Annotated in this window: 14 protein-coding genes and 1 riboswitch; of the genes, 10 read left to right on the forward strand and 4 right to left on the reverse strand. The window is 65.5% G+C overall.

What is annotated here, in order from left to right; translation table 11 throughout:
- The first annotated feature begins 36 nt into the window (after positions 1-36).
- The 5 genes from J7367_RS05440 (at position 37) to J7367_RS05460 (ending at position 3,048) form a co-directional block, all read left to right on the forward strand.
- Positions 37-636 (forward strand): GNAT family N-acetyltransferase, encoded by a 600-nt coding sequence (locus tag J7367_RS05440; RefSeq protein WP_022559866.1) that lies wholly within the window; start codon positions 37-39, stop codon positions 634-636.
- Positions 637-639: 3 nt separating this feature from the next.
- Entirely contained in the window at positions 640-1,383 is a 744-nt protein-coding gene (minC, locus tag J7367_RS05445; protein ID WP_057658403.1) for a septum site-determining protein MinC, read from the forward strand.
- A gap of 35 nt (positions 1,384-1,418) precedes the next feature.
- A complete protein-coding gene (gene minD / locus J7367_RS05450) occupies positions 1,419-2,228 on the forward strand; it encodes a septum site-determining protein MinD (RefSeq protein WP_005930297.1) in 810 nt (269 codons plus the stop codon).
- A gap of 2 nt (positions 2,229-2,230) precedes the next feature.
- Positions 2,231-2,488 carry a cell division topological specificity factor MinE gene (gene minE / locus J7367_RS05455; RefSeq protein WP_003484370.1) on the forward strand — a complete coding sequence of 86 codons (258 nt, stop codon included), beginning with the start codon at positions 2,231-2,233 and terminating at the stop codon, positions 2,486-2,488.
- 68 nt (positions 2,489-2,556) lie between these two features.
- Complete coding sequence (locus J7367_RS05460) at positions 2,557-3,048, forward strand: hypothetical protein (RefSeq protein WP_007967551.1); 492 nt, start codon at positions 2,557-2,559, stop codon at positions 3,046-3,048.
- Positions 3,049-3,220: 172 nt separating this feature from the next.
- On the opposite strand, the gene J7367_RS05465 is transcribed toward J7367_RS05460, so the two are convergent.
- The gene (locus J7367_RS05465) at positions 3,221-4,537 is read right to left on the reverse strand and encodes a HAMP domain-containing sensor histidine kinase (RefSeq protein ID WP_057658404.1); all 1,317 of its coding nucleotides are present in this window, start codon (positions 4,535-4,537) and stop codon (positions 3,221-3,223) included.
- A complete protein-coding gene (locus J7367_RS05470) occupies positions 4,503-5,219 on the reverse strand; it encodes a response regulator transcription factor (protein WP_003484375.1) in 717 nt (238 codons plus the stop codon). Before J7367_RS05470 ends, J7367_RS05465 begins: the two co-directional genes overlap by 35 nt.
- 216 nt (positions 5,220-5,435) lie before the next feature.
- Between J7367_RS05470 and J7367_RS05475 the strand changes: the two genes are divergently transcribed.
- The 4 genes from J7367_RS05475 to J7367_RS05490 all read left to right on the forward strand — a co-directional run bounded on the left by J7367_RS05475 (position 5,436) and on the right by J7367_RS05490 (position 11,826).
- Positions 5,436-7,169: a glycosyltransferase family 39 protein gene (locus J7367_RS05475; protein ID WP_033480948.1), complete on the forward strand. Its 1,734-nt coding sequence runs from the start codon at positions 5,436-5,438 to the stop codon at positions 7,167-7,169.
- Between the two features lie 99 nt (positions 7,170-7,268).
- A complete protein-coding gene (locus J7367_RS05480; RefSeq protein ID WP_057658481.1) occupies positions 7,269-8,033 on the forward strand; it encodes a phosphatase PAP2 family protein in 765 nt (254 codons plus the stop codon).
- Positions 8,030-9,697, forward strand: coding sequence for a phosphoethanolamine--lipid A transferase (locus J7367_RS05485; RefSeq protein ID WP_057658406.1), 1,668 nt, complete (start codon positions 8,030-8,032; stop codon positions 9,695-9,697). Before J7367_RS05480 ends, J7367_RS05485 begins: the two co-directional genes overlap by 4 nt.
- A 110-nt stretch (positions 9,698-9,807) precedes the next feature.
- Positions 9,808-11,826 (forward strand): M2 family metallopeptidase, encoded by a 2,019-nt coding sequence (locus J7367_RS05490; protein ID WP_057658408.1) that lies wholly within the window; start codon positions 9,808-9,810, stop codon positions 11,824-11,826.
- Between the two features lie 77 nt (positions 11,827-11,903).
- On the opposite strand, the gene J7367_RS05495 is transcribed toward J7367_RS05490, so the two are convergent.
- Together J7367_RS05495 and J7367_RS05500 are read right to left on the reverse strand one after the other, a co-directional pair.
- The gene (locus J7367_RS05495; RefSeq protein ID WP_003484384.1) at positions 11,904-12,308 is read right to left on the reverse strand and encodes a hypothetical protein; all 405 of its coding nucleotides are present in this window, start codon (positions 12,306-12,308) and stop codon (positions 11,904-11,906) included.
- 16 nt (positions 12,309-12,324) lie between these two features.
- A complete protein-coding gene (locus J7367_RS05500; RefSeq protein ID WP_057658410.1) occupies positions 12,325-13,578 on the reverse strand; it encodes a multidrug effflux MFS transporter in 1,254 nt (417 codons plus the stop codon).
- A 265-nt stretch (positions 13,579-13,843) separates the two neighbouring features.
- Positions 13,844-13,958, forward strand: a riboswitch (glycine riboswitch).
- Between the two features lie 91 nt (positions 13,959-14,049).
- Here J7367_RS05500 and gcvP point away from each other — a divergent pair.
- Positions 14,050-16,923, forward strand: coding sequence for an aminomethyl-transferring glycine dehydrogenase (gcvP, locus tag J7367_RS05505; protein ID WP_176214954.1), 2,874 nt, complete (start codon positions 14,050-14,052; stop codon positions 16,921-16,923).
- Positions 16,924-17,011: the final 88 nt, after the last annotated feature.

Here is a 17,011-nt window from a genome sequence, read left to right on the forward strand (position 1 = left end):
CGATTTCGGGTCGACGCGTTACCTCACGGAGTCCCAATGTCGATCGTCATCCGCGACGTGCGCGAGCACGAGCTCGATTCCGTCCTGGCCCTGAACAACAATGCCGGACTGGCGATCCTGCCGCTGGATTCAACCAAGCTGCAACGTTTCTATGAGCAGGCCGAGTATTTCCGCGTCGCCGAGCGCGACGGTAACCTGGCCGGGTTTCTGGTCGGTTTCGGAAGCGGCAGTGCGCACGACAGCAGCAATTTCGCCTGGTTCCGGGACCGTTACCCGGAATTCTTCTATATCGACCGCATCGTGGTCGCCAGCCGCCGCCGCGGCGGCGGCGTCGGGCGGGCGTTCTATGCCGATGTGCAGAGCTATACCGAGCTGCGCTACCCGCAGCTGGCGTGCGAGGTGTTCCTGGACCATGGCGCCGATGCGGCCTTGCTGTTCCATGGCAGTTTCGGCTTCCGCGAGGTTGGCCAGAACACCATGCCCGATGTGGAAGTGCGCGCCAGCATGCTGATGAAGGACATGTGCAGCTATCGGTGGGTCAAAGAGACCTATGGCGGCAAGTTGCCCGACCACTTGCCGTGGGTGGGACGGCCGCGTCATGCCGCCACCACCGCTAGCCCATCGACGGGGAGCTGAGTTGTGGCAAGTGTGAATGTGGATTTTGAACAGGCCGGCGAGCTGAAGATCGGCCAAGTGGGGATTGCCAACCTGCGCGTGCGCACCCTGGATGTGCCGCGGCTGGTGCAGGAAATGCGCGAACGCGTGACCCGCGCGCCCAAGTTGTTCGGCCGTGCGGCGGTGATCCTGGATTTCGGCGGGCTGTCGCAGGTGCCGGACCTGTCCACGGCCAAGGCCCTGCTGGACGGCTTGCGCGATGCCGGCGTGCTGCCGGTGGCGCTGGCCTACGGCACCAGCGAGATCGACCTGCTGTCCAAGCAGTTGGGCGTGCCGCTGCTGGCCAAATTTCGCGCGCAGTACGAGCCGACCGCGGTCAGCCCGCCGCCACCGCCGCCGCCCGTACGTGCCGAACCGGCACCGCCGGCCGCGCGACCGGCTCCGGGCCGGATGCAGCGCACCGCGGTGCGTTCCGGTCAGCAGCTGTACGCGGAGAACTGCGACCTGACCGTACTCAGTACGGTCGGTGCCGGGGCCGAGGTCATCGCCGACGGCAGCATCCATATCTACGGTACCCTGCGTGGCCGCGCTCTGGCCGGCGCGCAGGGCAACCCCGACGCGCGCATCTTCTGCCGCGACTTCCACGCCGAACTGGTTGCCATCGCTGGCCACTACAAGGTGCTGGACGATGTTCCCATGGACCTGCGTGGCAAGGCCGTCCAGGTCTGGCTGGAGCAGGATCAGATCAAGATCGCTGCGCTTGATTGACGCGGCCCAACCACAGAAATATTCGGAGAAATCCTTTGGCTGAAATCATCGTAGTCACCTCCGGCAAGGGCGGCGTCGGCAAGACCACCACCAGCGCAAGCCTGGCTTGCGGGCTGGCCAAGCGCGGCAAGAAGGTGGCGGTCATCGACTTCGACGTCGGCTTGCGCAACCTGGACCTGATCATGGGCTGCGAGCGGCGTGTGGTGTACGACTTCGTCAATGTCGTGCACGGCGAAGCCACGCTCAAGCAGTCGCTGATCAAGGACAAGCGGTTCGAGAACCTGTACGTGCTGGCCGCCTCGCAGACCCGCGACAAGGATGCGCTGACTCAGGAAGGCGTGGAAAAGGTGCTCAAGGACCTGGCCGCCGACGGCTTCGACTACATCGTCTGCGATTCGCCGGCCGGTATCGAAAAAGGCGCGTTCCTGGCGATGTACTTCGCCGACCGCGCGGTGGTGGTGGTCAATCCGGAAGTGTCTTCGGTGCGCGACTCGGACCGCATCATCGGCCTGCTCGATTCCAAGACCCGCAAGGCCGAAGAAGGCAAGGCCGTGCCGGCGTTCCTGCTGCTGACCCGCTACAGCCCGGGCCGCGTGGAAGGCGGCGAGATGCTCAGCATCACCGACGTGGAAGAAGTCCTGGGCCTGAAGGCGATCGGCGTGATTCCCGAATCCGGCGACGTGCTCAACGCCTCCAACAAGGGCGAGCCGGTGATCCTGGATGCCGAATCCCCGGCTGGCCAGGCGTACGACGACGCAGTCGCCCGCATCATGGGCGAGGAGCGCCCGATGCGATTCACATCCGTGGAGAAGAAAGGCTTCTTCAGCAAGCTGTTCGGAGGGTAAGCATGGGCCTGCTCGATTTTCTCAAGAGCAAGAAGAACACCGCCGAGACGGCCAAGAACCGCCTGCAGATCATCATTGCGCAGGAGCGCAACCACCGCGGCGGGCCGGATTACCTGCCGCTGATGCAGCGCGAGTTGCTGGAAGTGATCAAGAAGTACGTCAACATCGATGCCGATGCGGTCCGTGTGGATCTGGTCAAGGATGGCGAACACGACGTGCTGGATATTTCGGTCGCCCTGCCGGAAGACGGCGACAAGTAAGCGCAAACGACGGCACCGCGTTCGCAGGGTGCCGTTGTCGCATGTGACCCGACCGCGAGCCATTGCGTGTGACGACCGCCACTTCCGCAACACCCAGCGCTGCCGATGTCCTGTGCGTGGCCGATATCGGCCTGGACGCACCCGCCGCCCTGCTCGCGCGCTATGGCCTGCGCCTGCATCGCGTGGGGGCCGGTGCAGCGATTCCCGGCAGTTTCTGGGGCGAACCGGAAGCCGGCATCATCGGCTGCGATGTGTATGTGCGCGACGACACGCCGGTGCATTCGCTGCTGCATGAAGCCGGGCATCTGATCGTGCTGCCTGCGGAAAAACGCGCTGCGGTGCATACCGACGCCACCGATTCGGTGGAGGAAGAAGACGCCACCTGTTACCTGCAGATCCTGCTGGCCGAGCAATTGCCTGGTGTAGGCAGCGCGCGCCTGATGGCGGACATGGACAGCTGGGGCTATACGTATCGGCTGGGCTCCACGCGCGCCTGGTTCGAGCAGGACGCGGAGAACGCGCGCAGCTGGCTGGACGCACGCGGCCTGTTGCCTGCCTGAGCTTGCGCGGCGCGTTCAGGCGGCGGCCCACCCGCAGCGAGCAGCGTCTGCAGCGAACAGGCATCGGGCCGCTGTGGCGCCTTCGCAGGACCCGCGGCGGACGCGTGGCACCTGCAGTATCGAATAGCGGACGCACCGCCTGGCGTGAGTGCAGTCGGTTAAGTGATCGCCCTCAGGATCCCGTTGCCGTGGCGCCGGAGAGATCCAGCGTAGCCACCGTGCCCTGCCCGGCATTGGAATCCAGCTGCAGATGCCAGCCCAGGTGTTCGCACAAGCGTCCGATCAGTTCCAGCCCGATGCCGCTCCCCTGGCGGACGTTGCCGCGCGCCAGGCGCGTGTAGATGGCGCTGATCTCTTCGGGCGTCATGCCATGGCCAGGGTCGGCAATGCAGACCACGCCGGGCGCCGACAGCGAAATGCGAATGATGCCGCGGTCGCTGTTTTCGATGGCGTTGCGCAGCAGGTTGCCGATGGCCGTCTGCACGATGGCGACCGGGGCGACCACGCTGCACGGCGGCAGCGGGGCCACGACCAGTTGCAGATCCTTGTCGGCGCACAGGTGCGTGTGGTCGGCCACGATGTCCGGCAGCAACTGATCCAGCCGCAACGCATCGCTGCTGCGCACCAGCCGGCCAGGATCTTTGGCCAGCACCAGCAGCAAGGTGATCAACTGCTCGACCGAGGCGCTGGTCTGCGCGATGCGCTGCAGCTGGTGGCGCACCGCCGGCGGCGTGCCGGGCTGGTCCAGCGCCAGCTCCACCGCATTGCCGATCACCGCGATGGGCGTGCGTAATTCGTGGCTGGCGCTGTCGATGAAAGCCCGCTCACGGTCGACGAACTGGCTATTGCGCTCGAGATAATCGTTGAGCGCATCGGCAATCACGTACAGCTCGGCGCTGCCCTGTGGCCCGACCGCAATCTGCTGCGCGCGCCGCTCTGGACGCAACGCGCCGATGTCGCGCGCAAGTTCCACCAGCGGGCGCACCAGCCGGGCCATCGCATAGGCGCCCATCAGCAAGGTGATGCCGATCAGCGCGATGCCAGCGGCCAGCATCCAGCGGGTCAGAAATTTTTCCAGCGCTTCGAAATCGGTAATGTCCAGCACCAGGGCCAGGCGGCCGGCATGCGCGGTGTCGCGCACCATCACGGCACTCTGGCGGCCAGCGATCTCCAGACCGTCGTGCAAGCCGGGATGCAGGGTGCGCAAGACCGGCGGCGTGCGCGCGACGTCGTCGACCCGGTACAGCCGCAAGGTGTCCGAGTCCTGCCAACGGTAATCCGGATCCTGCAGGCTGCGCTCGAGGATGCTGTCCAGTTCGGAATTCAGCAGCGAGCGCCACACGCCGTGTTCGGCGCGTTCGTGCAGGTACTGCGCGGTGCCGAACACCGCCAGCGTCATCAACAGCGTGTAGCCGAACAACCATACCAGCACGCGGCGACCCAACGGGCGCTGTTTAGACATCGCTACAGTCGCCAGCGCCAGGCGCATCGGCCGCATCCAGCTGCGCCAGCCGGTAGCCGAGCCGCGGCAAGGTATGGATCAGTTTTTGCGCGAACGGGCCGTCCACACTGCGGCGCAACTCGTAGATATGCGAGCGCAGCATGTCGCCGTCGGGCGGGTCGTCGCCCCACAACGATTGCTCCAGGCGTTGCCGCGTCACCGCGGCCGGGCTGGCCTGCATGAGCACTTCCAGCAACTTGCGGCAGGCCGGATACAGGTGCAGCACCTGGCCGGCGCGCGTCGCTTCCAGCGTGGCCAGATCCAGGCGCAGGTCGGCCACTTGCAGCAGTTTGCCGCGGCGACGGCCGTGCGCACGCGCCAGCAAGGCTTCGATGCGCACCTCCAGCTCGGGCAACGCGAAGGGTTTGGTCAGGTAGTCGTCGGCGCCGGCGCGGAAACCGGCGATCTTGTCCGGCAGTTCGTCGCGTGCGGTGAGCATGATCACCGGCAGCTCGGACTGGTGCTGCTCACGCAGCCGGCGCAGCACTTCCGGTCCATCCATGCGCGGCATCATCCAGTCCAGGATCAGTGCGTCGTAATGCTGGGTGGTCGCAAGATGCAGGCCGGTGACGCCATCGGGCGCAGCGTCCAGGGTATGCCCGCGCGCTTCGAAATAGTCGAACAGGTTGGCAACCATATTGCGGTTGTCTTCAATGACCAGCAGCCGCATGAGCGGGGTTCCAGGACGGCCCGGCAGGCACAGTGTGCGCATCCTAACCGAGGCCGGCCAAACGCAACCGGTATCGCCGGTACGGCCTTCCAATCGGTTGCGCTCCAGCACCCGCGCACGACGATGCCTGCGCTGCGATGCGCGACCACGCGGGCTCGGCTCCGACAAAATTCCGACCCACTTGCCAGATAGTGTCTGCCCGCATTTACTCAGGGCGTGCGCGTGTCGCCTGCCATCGCTGCCTCCTCATCCCGCCAGCGCGCGCTGCTGGTGGCGTTGCTGTTGATCGTTGTCAGCCTGCTGGCCGGGCTGGGCATGCGCCAACCCAATCCGCCGGACGAGCCGCGCTTCGTGCTGGCCGCGCGCACCATGGTCGAGACCGGTCAGTGGCTGCTGCCGCACCGTGGCAGCGAGTTGTACGCAGAAAAACCACCGGTCTTCATGTGGCTGCAGGCGGCAACCTACGAACTGATACCGCACTGGCCGGTGGCCTTCCTGCTGCCGTCGCTGCTGGCTGCGCTGGCCACGTTGTGGCTGACCTGGGATATCGCGCGCCGGCTGTGGACTCGGCGCGTGGCGGCCTATGCGGTGCTGGCCTTGTTCACGGTGCTGCAGTTCGGCCTGATGGCCAAGCGTGCGCAGATCGATATGGTGCTGGTGGCGCTGACCACACTGTCGTTGTGGGGAATGCTGCGGCACCTGCTGCGCGGGCCGGACTGGCGCGCCTGGACGCTGGGCCTGTTTGCTGCCGGCGTCGGCACGGTGACCAAGGGCGTCGGTTTTCTGCCGCTGCTGCTGTTGCTGCCGTGGATGGCGCTGCGGCGTACGCATTGGAGCGTGTTGCCGGCGCGCGCGCTGGCAGGACGCAGCTGGGGACTGGTGCTGCCGGCTTTCTTGGCCGGTACCGCGGTGTGGCTGGGGCCGCTGGGCATCGCGCTGTGGCACAGCGACGACCCGCAGCTGCATGCCTACGCGCACGAGCTGTTGTTCAAGCAGACCGGCACGCGTTATGCGCACGCTTGGCATCACGTCAAACCGTTCTGGTACTACCTGCAGGTGATCGCCACCTTGTGGCTGCCCGGCTGCCTGTTATTGCCGTGGCTGCTGCCGGCCTGGTGGAGGCGATTGCGCCGCGGCGACCCACGCTATGTGCTGCTGCTGGCCTGGAGCATGCTGGTGCTGCTGTTCTTCAGCGCCAGCCCGGGCAAGCGCGAGGTCTATATCTTTCCGATGCTGCCGGCGCTGTGCGTTGCCGCGGCGCCCTTGCTGGCCGGGTTGTTGCGCCGGCGCGGCGTGCGAATGCTGCTGACCGGATATGTGCTGCTGCTTGCCATCGCCGGGCTGGTGCTGGGCGGCGGCATTACGCTGCATCTGCACTGGGCCGAAAACACTGCAGTGAAGCGCGGCATGGAGCTTGCCTCGCTGCAGTCGGTGGGTTTCTGGTTGATCGGCCTGGGCGTGGTCGGCCTGGCCGCGATTGCATGGTCGCGCGGTAAACGCGCGGGCGCCGCGCTGGTGGTCATGACTGCAACGCTGTGGACGGTGTCCGGACTGGGGTTGATGCCGGCGCTGGATCCCTACAGTTCGTCCGCACGTTTGATGCAGCGCGTGGGCCAGCGCATCGGCCCGGACGCAGAGCTGGGCATGCTGGCCTGGCGCGAGCAGAACCTACTGCAGGCCGATCGCCCGGTCACCGATTTCGGCTTCAAGGCGAGCTGGCAGGACCAATGGGCCAAGGCCGGCCCGTGGCTTGCGCAAGCGCCGCACACCCGCTGGCTGTTCGTGCTCAAGCAGGCGGTGCCGGCGTGTATCGATCCGGCGCAACGCATCGATATCGGCGAGTCCAATCGCAATCAATGGCAATTGCTGCCGGGCACGGCATGGCATGCCGGTTGCATCGCCACCGCGTCCGACGCCGAACAAACCGGTAGCGAAGGCGATGCAGACTGAACGCTTGGTGGCGGATTAACGGCCGAGCAACCCCGGTCCGACAGCTTTCCGACATCCGGGTTTCGAAGATGTCGGGCATTGACACAGGCCGCCATCTCGATGACAACGCTTCCCATCCGTGCGCCGACCGTGGCGCATACCGCCAGCGGCATGGAGACGCACTTCCTTGTGCGCCATCTGTGGCTGCCCCTGGCTTGCGTCCTGTTGGCGAGCGCGCTGCTGATGGGCGCCGGTGGCGACCAATGGGTTGCCGATGCGTTGTATCGGCTGGAAGGCGGGCACTGGCTACTCAAGGACCACTGGTTCACCAGTGGCGTGATCCACCGCGTGGGTAAATGGTTGAGCACGGCAGCCGGAGTCGGCGTGCTGGTGCTGGCCATTGTTGCGTGGTGCAGGCCACGCCTGAAGGTGCTGCGCTGGCCGCTGACCTACCTGGCCGCCTCCGTCGCACTGTCGACTTCGCTGGTGTCGCTGCTCAAGTCGTGGACGGCGATGGATTGCCCGTGGGATCTGAGCCGCTATGGCGGTACGCAAGCGATGATCGGGCTATTCGAATCGCGCCACGGTATTGCCGCGTCCGGTTGCTTTCCCGCCGGCCATGCCAGCGCTGGCTATGCGTGGGTGGCGCTGTATTTTTGTGCGCTGGCGCTCCGTCCTGCATGGCGGTTTGCAGATTTGTTCATAGGCTTGGCAGCAGGTCTCATTTTCGGTGTTGCGCAACAACTGCGCGGCGCGCATTTTCTCTCGCACGACCTGTGGTCGCTGGCGGTGTGCTGGGTGAGCGCACTTGCCCTGTACTGCGTGATGCTGCAAAGGCCGCGTCGCGCGCTTGGATTGATGTTGCTCTCGGGGGATGCAGCATGAGTACCTGGTTGCCGGAACCGCGCAAGCGTAGTGGCCTGCGCGCGCTCACATGGAGTACGCGGCCGACGGTGTCGACCGAAGCGCTGGTGCTGCTGTCGAGCCTGTTTTTCGCGTTGGTGTGCAATCAGTTGTTCTGGCGCACAGCCATGGCCACGCATCCGGGCAGCATCGGGTTTGCGATCTCGTTGATGGCGTTGCTGGTGGCCGTGCATGCGCTACTCCTGGGCATTTTGGTCTGGCGCTGGAATGCAAAGCCGCTGCTGACGCTGCTGCTGTTCACCACAGCCCTGGCCGCGCACTACATGGACAGCTACAACGTCTATCTGGATGCGGACATGCTGCGCAACGTGCTGCATACCGATCACAAGGAATCGCGCGAGTTGCTCACGCCGGGTCTGATCCTGCCACTGGTGTGCTATTTCCTGATTCCGACCACATTGCTGTGGCGCACACGTTTGCGCGCACGCAGCGTGGGCAAGACGGTGCTGGTGCGATTGGGGTTCCTGCTGGTGGTGGCGGTGGTCGGCGCTGCTGGCGCCATGCTCTCGTCGCAGGATATTTCGGCATTGATGCGCAATCATCGCGAAGTGCGTTATTTGGCCACGCCGATCAATTACATCGTGGCGTTGCGGCAAAACCTCAAATCCGAATCGCCGATCAAGCGCGCGCCCAAACAGCCGATCGAACACGACGCCACGGCAACACCGCGCGCGCCGGGTAGCCGCCCGCGCCTGTTGCTGGTGGTGCTGGGCGAAACCGCACGCGCGCAGAACTGGGGTCTCAACGGCTATGCCAGGCAGACTACGCCGGAGCTGGCACAGGCAGGGGTGATCAATTTCCCCGACATGCATTCGTGCGGGACCAGCACCGAGGTCTCGGTGCCCTGCATGTTCTCCCCTTACGGCCGTCGCGATTACAACGAAGACATGATCCGTGGCCATCAGTCGTTCCTGCATGTACTGGAGCACGCTGGCATCTCGACGTTGTGGCGCGACAATCAGTCCGGCTGCAAGGGCGTGTGCGACGGGTTGGAGATCCAGAAGCTGGACGATGCCACCACACCGGGCCTGTGCGCCGATGGCCGCTGCATGGACGAGATCCTGCTGAGCGATCTGGCTGCGCAGGTGCGCGCAAAGCCTGGCGACCGCGTGGTGGTGGTGCATCAGCTGGGCAGCCATGGCCCGAGCTACTTCGAGCGGTACCCGGCGCAATTCGAACGCTTCAAACCGGTGTGCAAGACCGCGGACCTGGGCAGCTGCGGCCGCCAGGACATCGTCAACGCCTACGACAATTCGATCCTGTACACCGACCATTTCCTCAATCAGGCCATCCATGCGCTGCGCGGCCTGGCGGACTACGACACGGCGATGATCTATCTCTCCGATCATGGCGAATCGCTCGGTGAAAAAGGCCTGTACCTGCACGGCGTCCCGTATGCCATCGCGCCCAAGGAGCAGACCCATGTGCCGATGGTGATGTGGTTCTCGCCCGAGTTTGCGCGCGACCGGGGACTGGATGAAGCCTGCCTGCGCCACCGTGCAGGGCAATACACCGATCAGGATGCGCTGTTCCCGTCTGTGCTTGGGTTGATGCAGGTCAAGACCAGCGTCTATGCGCCCGAGCGCGACCTGTTCGCCAAGTGCACCGGCACCACGCTGCGCTGATCGCCAACGCCTGCCTCTGCCCGCCCCATCGCATGCGTGGCGGGCGCTGCCCCTTGCCCTGAAACCCGGCGCGCTCTAGCCTTCGCCGGACTTCACTGCAAGGACCACCCGTGAATCCTCGTTTGCTGTTGCTGGCGTTGGCCGTGGCTGCCGGCACCTTGAGCTTGTCGGCCTGCCGCCGGGATGCGGCACCACCGGACAAACCTGTCGCGACCAAGACCGCGCCGGCCGAAAGCGCCGACCAGTTCGTTGCGCGCATCAGCGCCGAATACAAGGCGGCCTATCCGGAAACCACCGCTGCGCAGTGGCTGTCGTCGACCTATATCAACGGCGATTCGCAGTTGCTGGCGGCCAAGGCCAACGAACGCTCGCTGGCGCAGCTGGATCGGTGGATCGAACAATCCAAGCAGTACGCCGGCACACCGATGTCGGCCGACAGTGCGCGTGCGCTGCAGTTGCTCAAGTTGATGAGTGCCCTGCCCGCACCGCGCGACCCGGCCAAGCTGGCCGAACTCACCCGCATCGCCGCCAAGATGGAAGGCGATTACGGCGCCGGCAGCTACTGCGTGGGCGAAGGCGAGCAGCGCCGCTGCCGCCAGCTCGGCGAGTTGGAGCAAGTGCTGGCCAGCAGCCGCGACTACAACGAGCAACTCGACGCCTGGCAGGGCTGGCACAGCACTGCGCAACCCATGCGCAAGGACTACCAACGCTTCGTCGAGCTGGCCAATGAGGGCGCACGCGGGCTGGGTTTCGCCGACGTCGGGCTGCTATGGCGCAGCGGCTACGACATGCCGCCGGCGCAACTGGCCAGCGAAACCGACCGCCTATGGGAACAGGTCAAACCGTTGTATGCGCAGTTGCAGTGCTATGCGCGCGGCAAACTCGACACGCAATACGGCAAAGACAAGGGCGAGGTCGCCGGCGGCCTGTTGCCGGCCCATCTGATGGGCAATATGTGGCAGCAGGACTGGAGCAATCTATGGGATCTGCTGCAGCCCTACCCGGGGGCCGGCGATCTGGACATCACCTCCGCGCTGGAAAAGCAGTATCAGGGCAACCTCACCGCAGTGCTGGCACGCAACGCCGGTGGCGATGGTGGCGCGGCCGCACGCTTCAACGCCGAACGCGAAGCGCAGCTGCGCACCGCCAAGCAGATGACCGAACGCGCGCAGGATTTCTACACATCGCTGGGCATGCCCAAGCTGCCGGACACCTATTGGCAGCGCTCGCAGTTCATCAAGCCGCTGGACCGCGACGTGGTGTGCCACGCCAGCGCCTGGGACATGAACATGGGCGGCGAGGCGAACCAGAACATCGGCGCGGATGTGCGCACCAAGATGTGCATCAAACCGACCGAAGAAGACTTCACCACCATCTACCACGAGCTGGGCCACATCTATTACGACCTGGCCTACAACCCGTTACCGCCGCTGTTCCAGAATGGCGCCAACGATGGCTTCCACGAAGCGATCGGCGACACCATCGTGCTGGCGATGACGCCCAAATACCTGCAATCGATCGGCATGGTGGGCGAGCAACAGACCGGCCGCGAGTCGTTGATCAATTCGCAGATGCGCATGGCGCTGAGCAAGGTGGCGTTCCTGCCGTTCGGTTTGATGATCGACCGCTGGCGCTGGGGCGTGTTCGACGGCTCCATCACGCCCGAGCATTACAACCAGGCCTGGTGGGAACTCAAAGCCAAGTACCAGGGCGTGGCGCCGGTCAGCGCGCGCGGCGAAGAATTCTTCGACCCTGGCGCCAAGTACCACGTGCCGGGCAACACGCCGTACACGCGCTATTTTCTGGCGCATATCCTGCAATTCCAGTTCTACAAAGGCCTGTGCCAGGCCGCCGGCCATCAGGGGCCGCTGTACGAATGCAGCTTCTACGGCAACAAGGACGCCGGGCAGAAGTTCTGGTCGATGCTGCAGCGTGGTTCCAGCCAACCCTGGCAGACCACGCTCAAGGAACTCACCGGCAACGACAAACTCGATGCCGGCCCGATGCTGGAATACTTCGCGCCGATGAGCGACTGGCTGAAGCAGCAGAATCAGTGGCAGATGTGCGGGTGGCAGGCAACGGCTGCCACTCCGGCTACAACGAAGACTGCGCCTGCTGCAGCTCGTTGACACGCATTGCCCGTGTCATTGCCGGATCGCGGCAATGACAAGACGCCTTGTCGCTGAACGCGCTTCTGCGACCCGGCTCAATTGAGCTTGGTGCCGCCCTGCAACCGCTCGCTCAACCTGGTCTTGAACTGCTCGAACTCCATGCCGTCGGCACGGGCTTCGGCGTGCGCGGCGTCCTTGAGGGCGTCCGAGTAGGTCAGCCGCACCGGGGTGCCCTGGCGTTCGTGCAACTCGGCCGCGCGCATGATCAGCGCCAGCACCTGGGCGGCGCTGGTGCTTTCGCCGGCGATGCGGCCGTCCATGCCCAGCACCCATTCGCCGTCGCGACGGACGATGCCGGCCAACAGGGTGCGTTGCTGGTCGCGGAGTTCGGCATGCGGTTCGATCGGGGACACCGGCGCTGGATTGGCGGCGGCCTGGTTGCGCTGGCGCTCGGCGGCGCGCTTGCGGGCATCGCGGCGCAACTTGGAATCGGTGGACATGCAGGCTCCTGTGAGGTCAGAGATGGTCGGCCGGCTCCAGAGGCACTGCCTCGGTGGCCTGGCGGTGCCGTAGACGGCGGCCGCTGCGGCGCTCCCAGCGCCAGAATAGCCAGCCCAGCAAGAAAAAACCGGTCATGCCGATCGCCAGATGCCGCGGATGTTCGCTCAGCAGCGGCGACAGCACCCCGGCCACCACCGTATTGGTCATCAACTGGGTGAAGGCCTGCAGCGAAGACGCCAGGCCGCGCTGCTGCGGGTACATGTCCAGCACCGCCAGCGCCAGGATCGGGAAGATCAGCGCCATGCCCACGCCGGCCAGGAAGATCGGCAGCACCGCCCATGGCAGCGCAATCTGCGCCACCGCAACGGTATAGGCCAGATTGACCAGCGCCGCCGCCCCGCAGCAAATGAAGCCGATGCGGATCTGCCGCACCGGCTGCATGCGCCCGGCCATGCGCCCGGACAGGAACGAGCCCAGCGTCATGCCACCGATGGTGGGAATGAACAGCCAGGCGAAATCGCCTTCGCCCAGCTTCAGGTGCTGCATGATCAGCACCGGCGCCGAGGCGATGTACAGGAAGATGCCGGCGAAGTTGAACGACCCGGCAGCGGCCAGGCGCTGGAAGCGCGGGTTGAAGCCGATACGCACGTAATCCTGCAACAGGCACCTGAACTGCAGCGGCGTACGCGCCTCCACCGGATGGGTCTCCGGCAGCCAGGTCAGGGTTGCGATGAGCAGCACCAGGCCGAACACCACCAGAAACCAGAAGATCAACGGCCAGCCGCCGCCACTGAGCAGGATCCAGCCGCCGATGATCGGCGCGATGGCGGGTGCGATCCCGAAGATCATCGATATCTGGCTCATCAGCCGCTGCGCGTCCGGGCCATGGAACAGGTCGCGGATCACCGCCCGCCCGACGATCATGCCCACGCCGGCCGACAGGCCCTGCAGCGCGCGGAATGCCAGCAGCGTGGGCAAGTCTTGCGACAGTGCACATCCGATCGAGCCGGCGATAAACAAGGCCAGCCCGCCCAGGATCACCCGCTTGCGGCCCCAGGCATCGGACAATGGCCCGTGCGCGATGCTCATCAGGCCATACGCCAGCAGATAGACGCTGATGGTCTGCTGGATCGCCACCTGGTCCACCGCAAGGCTGCGGCTAAGCTGCGAGAACGCCGGGAAGATGGTGTCGATCGAAAACGGGCCGAACATCGCCAGCCCGGCCAGCAGCAGCGCCATGCGACGGGTGGAAGGCGTGGTGGGGGGCATTCAGGGGTCCGCGGCGGTAGTGCATGGGGTGCGCGCCGGCGTCCGCTTGTTGCGGCACCGGCATGCGCACACGGCCGCCGATGATAGGCGCTTGCGCCGGCAAGGTTAAGCAAACCCAAGTGCAGCCGGCAGGCAGACGGGTGCGCGCGGGCGCGCCGGGCAACCGGCAGCCACGCTATAATCGGCCCGCAACACGGTGGGAGAAGCGGCACTGCCGCTGCCGAAGGCGCAACAGCCCGTAATCGCTCAGGCCCGATACCATCCGCAGTACAACTCTGGAGAGACCGGCCGATGCCGGCGCCGAAGGGGCACGAAACGCAGGCAGGCCACGCGCCAGGCCGCGTTTTTAAACTCTCAGGCAAAAGGACAGAGGGGCGCGAGGAAGACCGCTGCTGCGGCAGGTCGTGGTGCGCGCATGCGTGTCATAACCGGCCGTGGTGCGGGTCGACCATTCGTCTGCCCCTACCCCGGATGCCCGCCATGTCCCAGACCCCGTCTTCCCTGCGCGACCTCGAACACCACAGCGCGTTCGTCGAGCGCCATATCGGCCCCAACGACGCGGAAATCGCCCAGATGCTGGACGTGGTCGGCCATGCCTGCCTGGATGCGCTGACCGATGCCATCGTGCCGGGCAACATCAAGTCGCCGGCGCCGCTGGCGCTGCCCGAGGCGATCACCGAAGAAGAAGCGCTGGCCAAGATCCGCGCCATCGCCGACAAGAACACCGTGTTCCGCAACTTCATCGGCCAGGGCTATTACGGCACCCACACGCCGAAGGTCATCCTGCGCAACATCCTGGAAAACCCCGCCTGGTACACCGCCTACACGCCATACCAGGCCGAGATTTCGCAAGGCCGCATGGAAGCACTGATCAACTTCCAGACCCTGTGCGCCGACCTCACCGGCATGCAGATCGCCAACGCCTCGCTGCTGGACGAAGCCACCGCCGCGGCCGAGGCGATGACCCTGGCCAAGCGTTCGGCCAGGTCCAAGTCCACCACGTTCTTCGTGCACGACGCAGTGCATCCGCAGACGCTGGAACTGCTGCGCACGCGCGCCGAGCCGCTGGACATCGTGCTGCGTGTCGGCACGCCGGAAGAAGCGCTGCAGGCCGAGTGCTTCGGCGTGCTGCTGCAGTACCCGGACAGCTTCGGTCATATCGGCGATCACGCTGCACTGGCCGACGCCGTGCACGCGCAAGGCGGCCTGGTCGCGGTGGCCACCGATCTGCTGGCGCTGACCCTGATCGCCGCTCCGGGCGAATGGGGCGCGGACATCGTGGTCGGCAACTCGCAGCGCTTCGGCGTGCCGTTCGGCTTTGGCGGCCCGCATGCAGCGTTCATGGCGTGCCGCGATGCCTACAAGCGCTCGATGCCCGGCCGTTTGATCGGCGTGTCGATCGATGCCGCCGGCAACCCGGCGTATCGCTTGACCCTGCAGACCCGCGAGCAACATATCCGCCGCGAAAAGGCCACCTCCAACATCTGCACCGCGCAGGTGCTGCTGGCGGTGATGGCGTCGATGTATGCGGTCTACCACGGCCCCGACGGCCTGACCCGCATCGCGCGCCGCACCCATCGCCTGGCGGCGATCCTGGCGGCCGCACTGCGCAGCGCCAGTGTCACCGTTGGCGAGCGCTTCTTCGACACCTTGCACGTCAAGGCGATCGATGCCGATGCCATCCACGCCGGTGCGCGTGCGGCTGGCATCAACCTGCGCGCCATCGACAGCGAGGCGGTGGGCATCAGCCTGGACGAAACCACCACGCGCGCCGACGTGGTTGCGCTGGCGCAGCTGTTCGGTGCCACGGCCGATGTGGACGCGCTGGACGCGGCCACGGCCGATGCGCTGCCGCAAGGCCTGCTGCGCACCACTCCGTTCCTCACCCACCCGGTCTTCAACACCCACCACAGCGAGCACGAACTGCTGCGCTACATGCGCTCGCTGGCCGACAAGGACCTGGCGATGGATCGCACCATGATCCCGCTGGGCAGCTGCACCATGAAGCTCAACGCCACCGCCGAGATGATCCCGGTGACCTGGCCGGAATTCGGCGCCATCCATCCGCTCGCTCCGGCCGAGCAGTCCGCCGGCTACGCGCAGTTGATCGGCGAACTCGAAGCGATGCTGGTCGAATGCACCGGCTACGATGCGGTGAGCCTGCAACCCAATTCCGGCGCGCAAGGCGAATACGCCGGCCTGCTGGCGATCCGCGCCTATCACCGTTCGCGCGGGCAAGCGCATCGCGATATCTGCCTGATTCCCGAATCGGCGCATGGCACCAACCCGGCTTCGGCGCAGATGTGCGGCATGACCGTGGTGGTGACCAAGTGCGATGCCAACGGCAATGTGGACGTGGATGACATTCGCGCCAAGGCGGAAAAATATTCCGACCGCCTGGCGGCGCTGATGATCACCTACCCGTCCACCCACGGCGTGTTCGAAGAAGACGTGGTGGCCATCTGCGAAGCAGTGCATGCGCATGGCGGCCAGGTCTACACCGACGGCGCCAACATGAATGCCCTGGTCGGCGTCGCCAAGCCCGGCAAGTGGGGCTCGGACGTGTCGCACCTCAACCTGCACAAGACCTTCTGCATTCCGCACGGCGGTGGCGGCCCGGGCGTGGGCCCGTGCGCGGTGAAGTCGCATCTGGCGCCCTTCTTGCCGCGCACGCTGGGCGGCGAAGGCGACGTGGGCATGGTCAGCGCAGCCAGCTATGGCTCTGCCTCGATCCTGCCGATCAGCTGGATGTACGTGACCATGATGGGCAGCGCCGGTCTGCGCAAGGCAACGCAAGTGGCATTGCTCAACGCCAACTACATTGCCAAGCGCCTGGCACCGCACTACAAGACGCTCTACACCGGCCGCAACGGGCTGGTGGCGCACGAGTGCATCCTCGACGTGCGCCCGCTGGAGAAGACCAGCGGCATCGGCGCCGAAGACATCGCCAAGCGGCTGATCGACTTCGGCTTCCATGCACCGACGTTGAGCTTCCCGGTCGCCGGCACGCTGATGGTGGAACCGACCGAAAGCGAATCGCAGCACGAACTGGACCGCTTCATCGACGCGATGATCCAGATCCGCGAAGAGATCCGCGCCATCGAAGACGGCCGCCTGGACCGCGAAGACAACCCGCTCAAGCACGCGCCGCATACCGCAACGCAGGTGTCGGCCAGCGAGTGGACGCATGCCTACCCGCGCGAGCTGGCCGCGTTCCCGCTGCCCAGCCTCAAGCAGCAGAAGTACTGGCCGCCGGTGGCACGCGTGGACAACGTCTACGGCGACAAGAACGTGATGTGCGCCTGCATCCCGGTGGATGCGTACAAGAAAGACGCCGAGGCCTGATCGCCGCCCCCGCGACGGTCAACGAAACCCAGCCGGTAACACGGCTGGGTTTTTTGTTGCGCCAGGTGTGGATGCCAATGCGCGATAC

It is taken from the genome of Xanthomonas sp. D-36-1 (assembly GCF_017746155.1).
Lineage (GTDB): Bacteria > Pseudomonadota > Gammaproteobacteria > Xanthomonadales > Xanthomonadaceae > Xanthomonas > Xanthomonas cissicola.